The sequence below is a fragment of the Streptomyces scopuliridis genome, assembly GCF_042790125.1.
GTDB classification, from domain to species: Bacteria; Actinomycetota; Actinomycetes; order Streptomycetales; family Streptomycetaceae; genus Streptomyces; species Streptomyces scopuliridis_A.
Map to the genome: position 1 here is coordinate 305,656 of NZ_JBHTZS010000008.1, position 15,396 is coordinate 321,051.

Annotated in this window: 9 protein-coding genes; 5 read left to right on the plus strand and 4 right to left on the minus strand. The window is 70.9% G+C overall.

Annotation, left to right across the window (positions count from 1 at the left end; all coding sequences use genetic code 11):
• The first annotated feature begins 118 nt into the window (after positions 1 to 118).
• The 3 genes from ACFRKB_RS15945 (at position 119) to ACFRKB_RS15955 (ending at position 6,124) form a co-directional block, all read left to right on the plus strand.
• On the plus strand, positions 119 to 3,463 hold the full coding sequence (locus ACFRKB_RS15945) for a tetratricopeptide repeat protein (RefSeq protein ID WP_383106379.1): 3,345 nt from the start codon (positions 119 to 121) through the stop codon (positions 3,461 to 3,463).
• 79 nt (positions 3,464 to 3,542) lie between these two features.
• The gene (locus tag ACFRKB_RS15950) at positions 3,543 to 4,787 is read left to right on the plus strand and encodes a DUF418 domain-containing protein (RefSeq protein WP_383106380.1); all 1,245 of its coding nucleotides are present in this window, start codon (positions 3,543 to 3,545) and stop codon (positions 4,785 to 4,787) included.
• Positions 4,788 to 5,008: 221 nt separating this feature from the next.
• Positions 5,009 to 6,124, plus strand: coding sequence for an ADP-ribosylglycohydrolase family protein (locus ACFRKB_RS15955; protein WP_383106382.1), 1,116 nt, complete (start codon positions 5,009 to 5,011; stop codon positions 6,122 to 6,124).
• A 131-nt stretch (positions 6,125 to 6,255) separates the two neighbouring features.
• Here the strand turns inward: ACFRKB_RS15955 and ACFRKB_RS15960 are convergent, their stop codons facing one another.
• The 4 genes from ACFRKB_RS15960 to ACFRKB_RS15975 form a co-directional block, all read right to left on the minus strand.
• Positions 6,256 to 7,848 carry a sodium:solute symporter family protein gene (locus ACFRKB_RS15960; RefSeq protein WP_383106383.1) on the minus strand — a complete coding sequence of 531 codons (1,593 nt, stop codon included), beginning with the start codon at positions 7,846 to 7,848 and terminating at the stop codon, positions 6,256 to 6,258.
• Between the two features lie 452 nt (positions 7,849 to 8,300).
• On the minus strand, positions 8,301 to 8,510 hold the full coding sequence (locus ACFRKB_RS15965; protein WP_030351240.1) for a DUF397 domain-containing protein: 210 nt from the start codon (positions 8,508 to 8,510) through the stop codon (positions 8,301 to 8,303).
• Between the two features lie 296 nt (positions 8,511 to 8,806).
• Complete coding sequence (locus tag ACFRKB_RS15970) at positions 8,807 to 9,664, minus strand: helix-turn-helix domain-containing protein (RefSeq protein WP_030351239.1); 858 nt, start codon at positions 9,662 to 9,664, stop codon at positions 8,807 to 8,809.
• A 412-nt stretch (positions 9,665 to 10,076) separates the two neighbouring features.
• Positions 10,077 to 10,820 (minus strand): GOLPH3/VPS74 family protein, encoded by a 744-nt coding sequence (locus ACFRKB_RS15975; protein WP_365753142.1) that lies wholly within the window; start codon positions 10,818 to 10,820, stop codon positions 10,077 to 10,079.
• A 172-nt stretch (positions 10,821 to 10,992) separates the two neighbouring features.
• Here ACFRKB_RS15975 and ACFRKB_RS15980 point away from each other — a divergent pair, with 172 nt between their 5' ends.
• Together ACFRKB_RS15980 and ACFRKB_RS15985 are read left to right on the plus strand one after the other, a co-directional pair.
• A complete protein-coding gene (locus ACFRKB_RS15980) occupies positions 10,993 to 13,230 on the plus strand; it encodes a D-alanyl-D-alanine carboxypeptidase family protein (RefSeq protein WP_383106384.1) in 2,238 nt (745 codons plus the stop codon).
• A 375-nt stretch (positions 13,231 to 13,605) separates the two neighbouring features.
• Positions 13,606 to 15,348, plus strand: coding sequence for an MFS transporter (locus ACFRKB_RS15985; RefSeq protein WP_383106401.1), 1,743 nt, complete (start codon positions 13,606 to 13,608; stop codon positions 15,346 to 15,348).
• Positions 15,349 to 15,396 lie beyond the last annotated feature (48 nt).

Below are 15,396 nucleotides of genomic sequence, written 5' to 3' on the forward strand. Positions count from 1 at the left end.
TGAACGGACCATGCGGAACCGCTGCCGCTCCTGCCAGACTGGGTGCGCGGGGGCGCCGGGGGTGCCCACGGGTTTCGGGGTCGTACGGGGCCCTTCGTCGGGGGACGTGGAGGGGCGCATGGCGCGAGCACAGGTGTCGATGGCCGAGCTGATCAGGCGGCGCCGGAGGGCGGGCTTCATCGGCCGCCGTGACGAACTGGGCGCTTTCCGCGCCAACTTCGACGTCCCGCCGGACGACGAGCGGCATCGCTTCCTCTTCCACATCCACGGGAACGCGGGGGTGGGAAAGACGTTCCTGGTAAGGGAGTTGGAGCAGACCGCGCGCGAATGCGGGGCCCTGACCTGCTATGTCGACGAGTCCGTGAGCAGTGTCCCGGAGGCGCTGGCCGTGCTCGGCGAACAGCTCGCCGGACAAGGGCATCCACTGAAGCAGCTGGACCGGCTGCTCGCGACCTACCGGCAGCGGCGGCACGAGGCGGAGTCCTCATCGGCCGCGCCCGTCGATCAGACGGCGCCGCAGTCGCCGCAGTCCCCGCAGTCCGTGGAGCCGCAGCGGCGGTCGCAGCCGCAGCAGCCGTCGGCCGCGAGCACGGCCGCGGTGACGGCGGGCGTGATCGGGCTCGGCATGGTGCCGGTTGTCGGTGCCTTCGCCGGAGCGCTCGACACCGTACAACTCGCGGCGGGGGCCGACCGGTTGCGGGCCACGCTGAGCGCGCGCCTCCGCGACCAGGAGGACGTGCAGCTCGTGCTGGCGCCGGACCGGGTGCTCACTCCCGTACTCGTCACCGAGCTGGCCGAGGTCGCCCGCCGCGTCCCCTGGATCGCGCTCTTCTTCGACACATACGAACGCACCGCGCCCTTCCTGGACGCCTGGCTGCGCGACCTGATGACGACGGAACGGTACGGCGCGCTGCCCGCCCAGGTCATCGTCACCCTCGCGGGGCAGCGCCCGTTCGACACCGCTCGCTGGGGCGTCTTCGGGGACTTCATGACCCACCAGCGACTCGAACCCTTTACGGAGCACGAGGCGCGCCAACTGCTCACGGCCAAGGATGTCACGGACGAAACCGTGGTCGAGGAGGTGCTGCGGCTCTCCGGCGGTCTGCCCGTCCTCGTCTCCACGCTCGCCGAGAACCAGCCGGCCGACCGCGCCGACGTCGGTGATCCCAGCGCCACCGCCGTCGAACGCTTCCTCAAGTGGGAGCAGGACCCGGTGCGGAGGGCCGCGGCTCTCGCCTGCGCCCTGCCCCGTCGGCTGGACGAGGACATCTTCCGGGCGGCGGCGCCGGAGGACGCGGCGGGGCTCTACGACTGGCTGCGTGCCCTGCCCTTCGTCACCCGCAAGGACACGGGCGTCTCGTACCACGGTGTGGTGCGCGCCCCCATGCTGCGCTTGCAGCGCACCCGTTCGCCGCGCGGCTGGAGCGAGCGGCACGCGGCGCTCGCCAGGTGTTTCGCCCGCTGGCGCGAGGAAAAGGAAGCGGGCCTGCGGGCCGACGAGGTGTGGGAGAGCGCCGAGTGGCGCGCGCTGCGCTTCGAGGAGACGTACCACACGCTGTGCGCGGGCCCGCGCGGCGCGCTGCCCGGGGCGCTGCGGGATGTGGTCGAGGGCTGCCGAGAGAGCCCCGCGGCGGGCCGCCGCGCCGCGCAGGTACTGGCGGAGGCCGGTGCGGACACCGACGACGCCGCGGCCCGGGAGTGGGGACAGCGGTTGGTGGCCGCCCTCGACGACGAGGAAGAAGGGGTACGGGCGGCCCTCGGCCTGCTGCTCGACCGGCCGGGTCTGGACACCCGGGGCCGCGCGGCGGCCCACACGGTACGCGGACGGGAACTGCGCCAGGCGGGCGTGTACGAACAGGCGCTGGCCGAGTACGACCGGTCGCTCGCCCTCGACCCGGACGAGCCCGTCACGTACTACGGCCGTGGCCTCACGCACCAGTTGAACGGGGCGTACGAGACCGCCCTGGCCGATCTGCGCCGGGCCGACGAACTGGCCCCGGACACGATCTGGATCCTCGAAGAGTACGGGGAGACGCTACGGCTCGTCGGCAGACACCAGGACGCCGTCGATCTGCTGGACCGTGTCCTGGCGCTCGACCCGACCGACGCGTACGCCGTCGCCTCCCGGGGCGTCGCCCAGTACGCGCTGGGGCGGCACGCCGCCGCGCTGGCCGATCTCGGCCGCGCCCTGGAACTGGACGAGGAGTATCTGTGGGCGCTCGTCCGCAGATCCCGCCTGCTGCGCGAGACGGGGGAAGCCGGCCGGTGCTTCGCGGATCTGGACCGTGCGGCCGAACTGGCGCCGGACAACGCCTGGATCGCCTCCGAGCGCGGCGAGGCGTACCGGCTCGTCGACCGGAACGAGGACGCGGAACGGGAGTTGACCCGCGCTCTGGAACTCGACGCCGATCACGCCTCGGCCCAGGCGGGCCGTGGGGCTGTCCGCCATCTGCTGGGGCGGCACGCCGAGGCGCGCGCCGATCTGGACCGTGCGATCGAACTGGACCCCGAGTACGCCTGGGCCTTGGCGCACCGTGCCCGGCTGCGCCAGGAACTCGACGACGCCACAGGCGCGTTGGCCGATCTGGAGCGCGCCGTCGACGCCGATCCGGACATCCTGTGGATCCGCAGGGAGCGAGGAGACGCCCGGGCCAACGCCGGACAGCACGAGGGGGCGGTCGCCGATCTCACCGAGGTGCTGAACCGCCGGCCCGACGACACCTGGGCGCTCACCCGGCGCGGCAGCGCCCACCACGCCCTCGGCCGTTACGGTGACGCCTTCGCCGATCTGGACAGATCCCTGGAGCTCGATCCGGACGGCTCGTGGGCGTACTACTGCCGGGCGAGGACGGCACAGGCCGCGGGCCGCCCGGAGCGGGCGCACGCCGATCTCGTGCGGTGCGTCGAGCTGTACCCGGACGCGGACCACGCCCGGCGCAGAGCGGTGACCATGAGCCTGCTCCTGGGCAGACACGAGGAGGCCCTGCGCCGGCTGGACGAGCTGACCACCGCCGACAACGACGACCTGGGGGAGCGGTGCGAGGCGCTGCGCCGCGGCGGGCGGTCGGCCGAGGCGCTGGCGGTGGCCGAGCGGTACGGCGTCGAGGAGCCGGTGTACGGCACGCTCCAGCGGGCCATGACGGTGACGGTGGCCGAGGGCGCGGACGCCGGGGTCCCGGTGTGGCGGGAGCTGGAGCGACTGCTGTCGCAGGCCGTGGACCTCGCGGTCGAGATGCCCGAGTACGCGGCCATGCTGAGCGCGGCCGTACGGGGGGACTGGGAGGCGGTGGACGCCTCGCTCGACGCCCTGTTCGCGCTGGAACACGAGTGGGACGATCTCGCGAACATGGCCTCCCACCTCGAAGAGCTGCTGCGCGCCCCCGGCATCGACACCGTCCGCCTGAGCCCCCGGCTCGCCCGTACCGTCGCCGCGCGCGACGCCTTCGCCGCCCGCTGGACGTAGCCGGGCAAGACCGAAGAGACCCGGCCGGCTACTTTGGTCGGATGCGCCGCCCCGGCCGCCGACCGTAGCGTCGTACGGTATGACACCACCGTCCCAGACCGAGCCCGCACCCGCGGGCCCGTCCGCGACCGCCCGGCTCGCGGATGTCGACGCGCTGCGCGGCTTCGCGCTGTTCGGCATCCTGATGGTCAACATCCCGTTCTTCGCGAGCGGTTACACCCTGCTGGACGTGCCCGATCCGGCGCGGCTCGCCTGGCACGACGAAGTCGCCGAGGGCGTCGTCCAGTTCGTCTTCGAGTCGAAGTTCTATCTCCTCTTCGCCTTCCTCTTCGGCTACAGCTTCACCCTCCAGATCAACTCCGCCGCCGCGCGCGGGCTCGCCTTCCGTCCCCGTTTCCTGCGCCGGCTCGGGGCGCTGTTCCTGATAGGCGTCGCCAACGCGGTGCTGCTGTTCTACGGCGACATCCTCGTCACGTACGCCGTGCTCGGCCTGCTGCTCTTCCTGGTGCGCGGCATCTCGCCGCGCCGCGCGCTGTGGGTGGCCGGGATCATCACCGGCACGATCGCGCTGCTGTTCCTGATCGTGGCCGTCCTCGTGGCCGTCATCGACGGGGCCTCGGCGACCGCGACGGCCTCGGAGCAGGCCAGGATGCTCGCCGACGGGCGGGCCGGCACCGAGGCGATGCGCGGCGGCCTCGGGTCGGTCATCGACCAGCGGATCTCCTCGCTGGGGACCTCGTTCCCGCTGATCCTCCTCTTCCAGGGGCCGTTGGCGTTCTCCGCCTTCCTGGTGGGGCTGGCCGCGGGCAAGCGGCGCGTACTCGCCGACCTCGCCGGCCAGGAGAGGAAGCTGCGGCTCATCCAGCTCGTCGGCTTCCCCGTCGGGCTGGCGGGTTCGCTGTTCTACACCTTCGGCGGGGACGACAACCTCTTCGCCATGGCCACGCACCTGGTGAGCGCGCCCTTCCTCACCGCCGCGTATGTCGCCACGCTCCTGCGCGTGTTCAGGACCGCGCGCGGTGCGCGGCTGGCCGAGGTGCTGGCCGGGCCGGGACGGATGGCGCTGACCAACTACCTCAGCCAGTCGCTGCTCTGCGTACTGATCTTCACGGGGATCGGCCTCGGACTCATCGGCCGCGTGCCGTACGCGGCGGTCCTCGCCATCGCGGTGGCGATCTACTCCGTACAACTGGTGTGGAGCGCCTGGTGGATGCGGCGGTTCAGGATGGGCCCGGTCGAATGGCTGCTGCGCGCCGCCACGCATCTGGAACGGCCCGCCATGCGGCTGCGCGAGCGCCCGCGCGGTAGCCCGGCGTCCGTGTGACCCGGCCGGGGCGGCGCGGGACGACGAGCCCCACGTAACCCTCACGAAACCTTCGCGCGGCACGCCCGGCCGCCCAAAACCGACCTGCCGGGCGTCCGCCGCCCATACCGCCCACCCTGCCCCAGGCAGTGCGAAGCGCGCCCTCAACCCGCTGTTCCCGGTCGATTACAGTGCTGCGCAGTTTGTGCGGTCGCTCGGAGGCCCAGGGGAGGGAGTGACGCGTGAGCACACCGTCCGGAGCCGTCTGGGGCCGTGCGGAACAGCAGGATTTCCGCAGCCGGGTGCGGGGCTGTCTGCTCGGCGGCGCCATCGGGGACGCGCTCGGTGCCGGGGTCTCCGCGCTCACGCTCGACGAGATCAGGGCCGCCCACGGGGCGGGCGCCGTCAACGACTTCGTGCCCGCCTTCGGCCGCCGTGGCGCGGTCAGCGCCGCCACGCAGCTGACCCTGTTCACCGTCGACGGGCTGATCCGCGCCCAGGTACGCAGGGACACCGGCGCCTGGCATCCGCCCACCGATGTGCATCGCGCGCATCTGCGCTGGGCGGCCACCCAGCGGGACTGGGGGCCGGATCTGCGCCGCAAGGACGGCGGCTGGCTGGCCCAGGAGGAGTGGCTGTACGCGCGCCGTGACCCGACCATCTCCTGTCTCACCGGGCTCGGCGACACCATCATGGGCACACTCGACAAGCCCAAGAACACCATCGCGCGCGACTCCGGCGCCCTCGTACGGTCCGCGCCGTTCGGGCTGCTCGTGGGCTGGGAGCCGCAATTGGTGTGCCAGCTCGCCGTGGAGTGCGCCGTCCAGACGCACGGCTCCCCGGGCGCGTATCTGTCCGCGGGCGCCTTCGCCGTGATCGTGCACGCGCTGGCGCGCGGCGAGACGCTGGACGCGGGCGTGCAGCGCGCCCTCGCCCAGCTCACCCCGCGCCCGGGGCACCAGCCCGTCTCGGACGCACTTCAGCAGGCGCTGGGCGCCGTACGGCAGGGGATCCCGGGCCCGGAACGGATCGCCGCGCTCGGTGAGGGGCGTACGGCCGAGTCGGCGCTCGGCGTCGCCGTCTACTGCGCGCTGGTCGCCGAGGACATCCGCCAGGGGCTGCGCCTGGCCGTCAACCACGACGGTCCGTCGGCGGCGACCGGGACGCTCTGCGGCGCGCTGCTCGGCGCGCTCCACGGCGAGACGGCGCTGCCGCCCGCGTGGCTGGCGGAGCTGGAGGGCCGGCCCACCCTGCTGGAGATCGCGGACGACTTCGCGATGGAGATGACGCAGGGCCCGGCGCTGCACAGCCCGGGGACCGCGGCCTCGGGCTGGCTGGTCCGGTACCCGCGCGGCTGAGACGTGCGGGGGATACGAGGCATGGCATGTGAGACGGCCGGTGCCGGGGCCTGACGTGACGGCGCGGCGGGTACGGACGTGACGTACGCCCGTACCCGCCGCGCGGCGGTCTCGGAGAGGTACCCGTGGCCTCAGCCGTCCGAGCCCTTCCTGCCCGTCGTCTTCGTGTCACCCGGCTCCGCCGGCGCCGGCACCCGCAGCGAGCCCGCGGTCAGCCCCGAACCGTCGCCGTCGCCCTCCCCGTTGATCCGGGCCAGCAGCACATCGCGCTCGGAGGAATCCTCCGGCTTCAGGAAGCCGATCACGATGTAGAGCACCAGCGAGACCGCGAGCGGGACCGAGACCTGGTACTGGAGCGGCACACCGCCCTCGACGTTCCAGTTGATGGGGTAGTTGACCAGCCAGAAGGCCAGCAGCCCCAGCGCCCAGCTGGTCAGCGCGGCGGTCGGCCCCGACCTGCGGAACGGCTTGAGCAGACCGAGCATGAACGGGATCGCGATCGGACCCATCAGACCGGCCACCCACTTGATCACGACGGTGATGATGTCCTTGAACGTCGGCGAGTTGACCTGGGTGGCGATCGCCATCGACAGCGCCAGGAACGTGATCGTCGACAGCCGCGCGGCCAGCAGCCCCGCCCGCTCCGACCAGCCGCGCGCCGCCTTCGAGACGACGGGCGCGATGTCCCGGGTGAAGACCGCCGCGATGGCGTTGGCGTCCGAGGAGCACATGGCCATCGTGTGCGAGAAGAAGCCGACGATGACCAGGCCCAGCAGACCGTGCGGCAGCAGCTGTTCGGTCATCAGGGCGTACGAGTCGGACGCGTCCGGCTTCTGTGCCTCGACGAGCAGCGGCGCGCACCACATCGGGAAGAAGAGGACCAGCGGCCAGACGAGCCAGAGGACGGCGGAGAGCCGGGCCGAGCGCGTCGCCTCCCGGGCGTTGGCCGTCGCCATGTAGCGCTGGGCCTGGTTCCACATGCCGCCGTTGTACTCGAACATCTTGATGAAGAGGAACGCCATCAGGAACGTCACGGTGTACGGCCCGGCCGTCGGCTCGGCATGTCCCTCGGGCAGCTTGTCCCAGACCGTCCACAGGGCGCTGAAGCCGCCGAGCTTGCCCATGACGGCGACGAGCATCGCGATACCGGCGAAGAGCTGGATGATGAACTGCCCCAGCTCGGTGAGGGCATCGGCCCACAGCCCGCCGACGGTGCAGTAAATGCCGGTGATCACACCGGTGATGAGGATGCCCTGGTTGAGGGAGATCCCGGTGAAGACGGAGAGCAGGGTGGCGATGGCCGCCCATTTGGCGCCCACGTCCACGATCTTCAGCAGCAGTCCCGACCAGGCGAGCGCCTGCTGTGTCTTCAGGTCGTAGCGGTTCTTGAGGTATTCGAGCGGCGACGCGACATGGAGCCGCGAGCGCAGCCGGTTGAGCCGGGGCGCGAAGAGCTTGGCGCCGATCCCGATGCCGATGGCGATCGGGAGGGACCAGGTCACGAACGAGGTGACACCGTAGACATAGGCGATGCCCGCGTATCCCGTGAACATCACCGCGCTGTAACCGGACATGTGGTGCGAGATACCAGAAAGCCACCAGGGCATCTTGCCGCCGGCGGTGAAGAAGTCGCTGACGTTGTCCACGCGCTTGTGCGACCAGAGGCCGATCGCGACCATCACACCGAAGTATGCGATGAGCACGATCCAGTCGAGGCTGTTCATGTGCCCCCTCCAGGGGTCCGCCCTATGAACGTCGAGTGCTCTTCGTCAGTTCGTCCGGTCGGCGCTTCCCCGTGCGGGAGCGGGGACTTCGGGGATTGAACCGCCTGGCGCGACGGCTGGTCAAGGGCTTGGCCGGTCATAGATGTGAACTCAGGTCAGAAAGCCGAACCATTTTACTTGTTCTTGACCCACCGGGGCGTTGTCGGGAACGTGACGGCCCCCACACGATGAGCGAGCGCTTCGTCAGGCTTCGCCACAACGAAAAGACCGCAGGGGATGCGGGTCCCATGCGGCCGGGAAAGGGAGTGGACGTACGGAGGAGGAAGAGCGGGAGAAGGCGTGAAGGGGCCGTGGAGGAGAAGGTGCCGGGCGCGGCCGAGCCCCCTCGGCCAGGACGGCGGACCGGTCGAGAGGGCTCTTTCAGTGGTGCGGGTGCAGGGCGCCGAATGACCTCAGCCGAGGTCGAAAGCGCCCTTGTTCATTTCCTGCACGAAGGCATTCCATGAGGTGGGGACGAAGGAGATCGAGGGCCCTTCGGGGGCCTTCGAATCCCGGACGGCAATGGCCTGGACGACGGGGGACTTGACCTCTACGCACGCGCCGTTTCCGCCGGAGTACGAGGACTTGATCCACGTGTCCGTAGCGCCCTGAAGAATTGCCATGTTCGCTCCGGTTCAGCAAGGGGTGTGAAATAGCGCCAACTTCCTGCTGGCATGATCGACGCTACTAGCCACGCTCCATGGGCGGGACGGGCGTTCACTCGTCCTGGTGGCTTATCCCTTGGGGGCCTTCCGCATCCGGGTAGCGGAGGTGTACCTTCCCCTCGCTCCGGACGGGAAAGTCGGCGTACTCGACATTTCACACAAATGCCTGGGTGGCAGCCGTCGTCGGAGCCGCCGGCCGGCCGCCGTGGTCGTCATGCCGGACCCGGCAGCCGGTATACGGTCCGACAAGTCCGTTAGCGGGCGTATTCCTTGGCGATATCCGCGATGAACTGCCGGGTCTGATCGGCGTTCAGTGCCTGGGCGCGCAAATGCTCGTACATCACGCTGTAGCGCTGCACATCATTCGCCTTCTCCAGATAAAGGTCGCTCGTCACGCCCTCGATGTAGACGACGCTGGAGTCCGAGGCGTCCGGGAATTCGAGAATCGCGTAATGCCCGGTGATCCCGGGATGCGCGCCCATGTCGAAGGGCAGCACCTGCACGGTCACATGGGGGAGCTGTGACTGCTCGACGAGATGTTCCAGCTGCTCGCGCATCAGCTGCCGGTCGCCGACCCGGCGGCGCAGGGCCGCCTCGTCCACCACCGCCCAGAGCCGCAGCGGGTCGTCGGGCGTGCTGATGCGGTCCTGTCGTCGCAGCCGTACCCCGACGCGCTTCTCGACGTCGAGCACCGGGGATTCGGGCAGCGCGCCGTTGATGAGCGCCTCCGCGTACGGCCGGGTCTGGAGCAGCCCGGGGACGACCTGGGGCTCGTACACCCGCAGGGACGCCGCGTCCGTCTCCAGGCCGATGTAGACGCTGTACGGGATGTCGCCGAAGGCGTGCCACCAGCCCTGCTGGCGGGAGTCCTTGGCCATTTGCATCAGCGAGTCCACGATGCGCTGGTCCTCGACCTCGTACACTCCGCAGAGGTCACGGACATCGCGCTGGCTGATGGAACGGCGGCCGTTCTCCAGGCGGCTGATCTTCGACTGGGAGACCAGCAGGCGCTCCGCCACCTCCTCGGCCGTCATGCCCTTCAGCTCGCGGAGCCGGCGCAACTCCTGGCCCAATCGGCGTCGCCTGACGGTGGGATTGACGTTGGACGCCACGGAAACTGCACCTCCGGCTGCGTAGCTGTACGTATCTACTGCTCAGCAGACTGCCACCACATGCCGTGACCGCGCTGGAAAATGGCCACAGAGGCGAATGGGCCGGTCTGCGCGGTTCCCCGCGCGCCGGAGCGAGCGCCTCCGCGCCGGGACGGGCTCCGGTCCGCCCCCGCGCCCCTGAGCCACTCCGCCGGGTCCCACGGGCCGTCAGGAGGCCGTCAGGGAGCCGTCAGAGGGCCGTCAGGGGGCCGATACGCGACGCGCGGGGCAGTCAGACTGATGTCGTCTGGCTGCCCCGCGCGTTCTGTGCGGCTCCCGGACCGGCTCTGGGGACGTCGGTGCGGCGGACTGCGGTGTTGCCGGTTCCTGCGGTTCCTGCGGGTGTTGATGGTGTTACGGGCGTGCGAGTCGTTCAGTGCGCCGGGACGCGCGCCATGCCGCCGTGGTGCGGCTGCATCGGCACGGCCCCTGGGGTGCGTCCGCCGCCCGGGGCGCTGGGGGCGCCCTGGGCGGGATTACGGCGTGGCTGTGCGCCCACGCCGTTCTGGACGTCCATCACGGCGTGCGCCACGAGACCGCCCATCGGGTCATGTCTGATCAGGTCCCGGAGCCGGGAGCGCGAGGAGCGCCCCTCGTTGCCGGGGTAGAGGTGCTTGCCGAGTCCGACCGCGTGGGCCAGCGCGGCGAGCGCCGCGGTCCGCGGGTCCGGCGGTACGCCGGTGCGGATCGCACTGTCCAGCCGGGACCTGATCTCCCGGCTGATCGCCGTCTCCGTCGCCTGGTAGCGCGTCGTCGGCAGCACTCCGCACATCTGGCCCGCCACGGCATGCACCATGCCGCACCGCTCCAGATGCGAGAGATAGGTCTGGCGCAGCCCCAGTCGGGGCCCGCCGATCCAGTGGACGGCCCGGACCGGGCTGCCGCGTCTGCGCAACAGCTCCAGTGCGGAGTCCAGAGTCGGATCTCCGGTCGGCCGTGGCATCACCACGGCGATACGATCCCCGTCAGGGGCTATCCGTCCTGCCAGAGCCAGCTCTACTAGCTGTGCTCCGGCCAGGCCGAGGTCGAGCGACTGCGGCTGCGCTGTGGTACCCGTGGCCGGGTCCAGAGCGAGCAACAGAAGCTCCTCCGGAATTGTTCTGCGGCTCCTGCCCATCCATGCCTCCCCGCGTGGATGAATGACAGGGTGACCCCTCTCACATTGGTCTGTCGAGGGTGCCTGGGTGCTTTGTGCGGGAACCGTTATGTATGTCGTTCTCGTCTAGCACGTTGGCCGAGGTCTCGGAGCAGGACACTGAGAGATGCTTCGGGCCAGTGCGGTACGTCGGATGAGACATGAAGGAGACACGGTGGCGGGCGAGTCCCCCGGCAAGTCGGATCAGCGTAAGTCATCGGGGGAGACGGCTCCGGGAGAGCGGGACCCGCGGTTCGCGGTCTTCCGTGAACCGGCGACAGGGACGGCGGACGCGGCGGAGCGGGACTCCGGCTCGGGGGCGGTGTCGACAAAGGTCGCGATCGCAAATCGTACGGAGGAGTCCGAAGGGTCCGAGGAGGCCGGGGGCGCGCCTGGATCGGACGGTGGGCGCATAACTCCGGACTCCGAGCCGCCGAAGGCCGGGCCCGCCAAGGCCGAGCCCGCTCAGGCGGATGACGCGGATGACGCGGACGAGGCGGACGCGGACGAGGCGGACGCGGACGAGGCGGACGGCGACGCTGACGCCTCGGGGCGCGCGGAGGAGCCCGCCTCCGCCGACAGGGACACGGACACGGACACCAAGGCGGATACCGGCGCTGACGCGGCGAAAGCCGACAAGGGTGCTGAACCCGACAAGGGTGATGAGTCCGGCAAGAGGGGCAAGGTTCCCTCCTGGGCCACGGCCGCCAACGAGGACGCCAAGAAGGAGGACGCCAAGAAGGAGGACGCCAAGAAGGCCCCCGACGGCGACTCCAAGGACGACGCCGACGCCGACGCCCCCTCCACGGACGCGGGGCCCGTCGACAAGCCCACCGCCGTCCTCACGACGCTTCCGCGGCCCGCCGTCGATCAGCCCACCACCACCCTCAAGGTGCCCGGGAAGGCCGGGGAAAAGACCGACGGGAAGCCCGAGTCGGCGGCCGAGCGGACCAGTACGTTCGTACCGCTGCGGCGGGACGACAAGCCGGCCGCCCCCGCGTCTCCGCCCCGGTCTCCGGCTCCGTCCCCGTCGCCGTCCGTTCCCCCGTCCGTGCCCACCGCGCTCCCCGAGGCGGCCGAGCGGACCCGGCAGCAGCCGATGCCGCCCATGCCGCCGCTCGATCTGCTCGCCGAGCTGACGAACAAGCCCGCCCCGCCCGAGACTCCGGTCCGTACGGCCGTCCGTCGGGTCAAGATCTACACGCCTCTCGTCGTGCTCGCCCTGATCGTCCTCGCGGTCGTGCAGGCCGTACGGCCGCTCCCGGCGCCCACGCTGGCGCTCTCCGCCGATCCCACGTTCACCTTCGAGGGCGGCGAACTCGCCATGCCGTGGCCCGACGAGGGGCAGGGCGGCGCCGAGGTCGAGGGCGTCGGCACGATCGGGATGTACGGGCAGCAGAAGCCCGCTCCGATCGCGAGCGTGGCGAAGGTGATGACCGCGTACGTGATCCTCAGGGACCACCCGATCACGGGCGAGCAGGTGGGCCCGAAGATCGAGGTCGACAAGAAGGCGGGCGAAGAGGCCAACCGCCCCGACGAGTCGACCGCGCCCATAAAGGAAGGGCAGCAGTTCACCCAGAAGCAGATGCTCCAGCTGCTGATGATCCCGTCGGGGAACAACGCGGCCCGGCTGCTGGCCCGTTGGGACGCGAAGTCGGAGGCGGCCTTCGTCGAGAAGATGAACGCCGCCGCGGAGGACCTCGGCATGACGAACTCCACGTACACGGACCCGAGCGGTCTGGAGTCCTCCACCGTGTCCACCGCCGCCGACCAGCTGAAGCTGGGCAAGGCGGTCATGCAGAACGATGTCTTCCGCGAGATCGTGAACCTGCCCCAGGTCGAGATCCCGGGCATCGACAACATGATCATCAACAACAACTCGATCCTGCTCGAACCCGGCGTGAGCGGGATCAAGACCGGCTCGTCCACCCCGGCCGGCGGCAATCTGCTGTGGGCCGCCAACACGATCGTCGACGGCCAGAACCGCCGGATCATCGGCGTGGTCATGGGCGTCCAGAACGGCGTGAAGCTCTGGGACAAGCTGGAAATGTCGATCCAGAACAGCCTCAAGCTGATCAAGGCCGCCCAGGACGGCGTCACTTCCGCCACGGTCGTCAAGAAGGGCGATGTCGTCGGGTACGTGGACGACGGGCTCGGCGGCCGGACGCCCGTGGTCTCCACCAAGGACCTGAAGGCGGTCGGCTGGGCAGGTCTCCAGGTGAAGCTCAACCTCACCGAGGGCAAGGAGACGCTGCCGCACTCCGCCGCCTCCGGCACGGTCGTCGGGGAGATCACCGTCGGTACCGGTGCCGGCGAGGTCTCCGCGCCCGTCGCGCTCCAGGAGGACCTGGCGGAGCCGGGCTTCGGAGCGAAGCTCACCAGGATCGGCTGATCCGCCGGCCGCGTGTCACTGGGCCCCGCCGGGCCCGGCGGCCGGGGAGGGCGCCGGAATTGGCGTCCTCCCCGGCCGCCGTCACGTGTTAGCGTCCCGAAACGGACCATCTGCATGAGGCATCACCCGCTCGGCCGGCCGCCCGGGCAACGCCGGACGCGGGGACGGCGTCTCGCAGAGTGTCGGGGGTCGGCACACCGGGTGGGACAACGGTGAGACGGAAAGACGTGGAGAGCCGCAGTGACCACCACTGAGCCGACGCACGCCGACGGCGCCAGCCCGCCCGAGGGCGTCATCTCCGCCGGCCCGCGGGACACCGCCCGGCAGGACACCGGCCCGCGGGACACCGCCCGGCAGGACACCGCCCCGCCACGAATACAACTGCCCGCACAGCGCGGCGCCGAGCCGCCCGGCGGCCCCCGGGGGTGGCCGGCCCGTCATCCCGTGCTCTTCACCACCGCCGTCGCCGCCCTCACGCACGTGGTGTGGTTCCTCCTCTTCGCGAACAGCGGCGGCGACATCGCCGCGCAGGACGCCTGGGCCGAGTTCGTCGGCCGGCACCCGGACTCCGCGTACAACCTCGCCTGGTACGGCGGGATGCATCCGGTCTCGTACAGCGTGGTCTCGCCGTATCTGATGTCCGTCCTCGGCGTCCGTACGACGATGATGATCGCCGGGACCGTCTCCGCGGCCCTCACCTCGCTGATCCTGGTCCGGGTGCGGGCCGTTCGTAACCCGGTGGCGTGCTCGCTCGCCGGGGTCTTCGCGTTCCTCTGCAACGCGCTGTCGGGGCGGGTGACCTTCGGCCTCGGCATGATGTTCGCGCTCGGCGCCGTCGCGGCGGTGTTCTGCTGGCCGTACCGCTGGCGGACGAAGCGCTGGGCCAAGGCGGTCGCCGCCGCCCCGCTCGCCGGTCTCGCGACCGCGGCGAGCCCGGTGGCCGGGTTGTTCCTCGGGGTCGTCGCGGCGGCGCTGTTCGTCAACAAGCGGCGCCCCGGGGCGTACGCGCTCGGTCTCGCGCCGGCCGCCGTGGTGGCGCTCTCCTCCTGGCTGTTCCCGTTCTCCGGGACGCAGCCGATGTCGGTGGGGACGGCCTCGCTGCCTTTCCTCTTCGCCGTGCTCGTGTTCGTGCTCGTCCCCGGGGAGTGGCGTACGGTCCGGGTCGCCGCGGTGGTCTACGGCGTCGGGGTGCTGCTGACCTATGTGATCGATTCGCAGATCGGGTCCAACGTCTCCCGGTTCGCGATGGTCATAGCGGGCGTGGTGCTGCTCGCGGCCCTGCCGTACGCGGCCCCTCGGTCACGCCGCTGGTACGCGCTGGTGCTCGCGTTCGCCGGGCTCAACTTCTGGATAGGGTTCAAGGGCGTCGACGACATGGTGCGTACGGCGCCCACCGCGTCGTGGACACGTGAACTGGCGCCGCTGGTCAACCAGTTGCAGCGGACCGGCGCGGACAGGGGCCGGGTCGAGGTCGTCCCGGCCAGGAGCCACCGCGAGGCCTCCGCGCTCGCTCCGTACGTCAATCTCGCGCGCGGCTGGAACCGCCAGGCGGACATGGAGCGCAACCCGCTCTTCTACGACGACACCCTGACCGCCGAGAGCTACCGCGGCTGGCTGGACCGCTGGGCCGTGCACTACGTGGTGCTGCCCAAGGGCAAGCCCGACTCCGGCGCGGGCCTTGAGGCGGAGCTCGTCCAGAAGGGCCTGCCCTATCTGGAGCATGTGTGGGGCGACGCCAACTGGCAGCTGTTCGCGGTCAAGGACCCGATGCCGCTGGCCGATCCGCCGGCGACGGTGGACCGGGCGGGCGCGGGCGAGCTGACCATCCATGTGAAGTCGGCGGGGCGGGTGCTGATCCGGATCCCGTACTCGCCGTGGCTCGGCCTCGTCGACGAGGAGGGCAAGAGCGTCCCGCCCCCGGAGGAGACCCCGGCGTCCAAGGCCGACGAGGACGGGCCGAAGGTCTACACGAACCCCAACGGCTGTCTGCTGAAGGCCGAGACGAACGTCGAGGGAGACGAGTGGACGGAGCTGCTGGCGCCGCGCCCCGGTGTGTACCGGCTGGCCGCGCCGTACCAGCTGCCGCGCGGGACCGGCTGCCCGGAGGAGCTGCGCTGAGCCGGCCCCGGGGCGCCGGCGGGGGCGTGACCGTACGTACGGTCACTG

Excerpts from the sequence above, each read along its gene's own strand:
- ACFRKB_RS15980 (WP_383106384.1), top strand. The coding sequence starts at position 10,993 with ATGAGACATGAAGGAGACACGGTGGCGGGCGAGTCCCCCGGCAAGTCG.
- ACFRKB_RS15945 (WP_383106379.1), top strand. The coding sequence starts at position 119 with ATGGCGCGAGCACAGGTGTCGATGGCCGAGCTGATCAGGCGGCGCCGG.
- ACFRKB_RS15975 (WP_365753142.1), bottom strand. The coding sequence starts at position 10,820 with ATGGGCAGGAGCCGCAGAACAATTCCGGAGGAGCTTCTGTTGCTCGCT.
- ACFRKB_RS15950 (WP_383106380.1), top strand. The coding sequence starts at position 3,543 with ATGACACCACCGTCCCAGACCGAGCCCGCACCCGCGGGCCCGTCCGCG.
- ACFRKB_RS15960 (WP_383106383.1), bottom strand. The coding sequence starts at position 7,848 with ATGAACAGCCTCGACTGGATCGTGCTCATCGCATACTTCGGTGTGATG.
- ACFRKB_RS15965 (WP_030351240.1), bottom strand. The coding sequence starts at position 8,510 with ATGGCAATTCTTCAGGGCGCTACGGACACGTGGATCAAGTCCTCGTAC.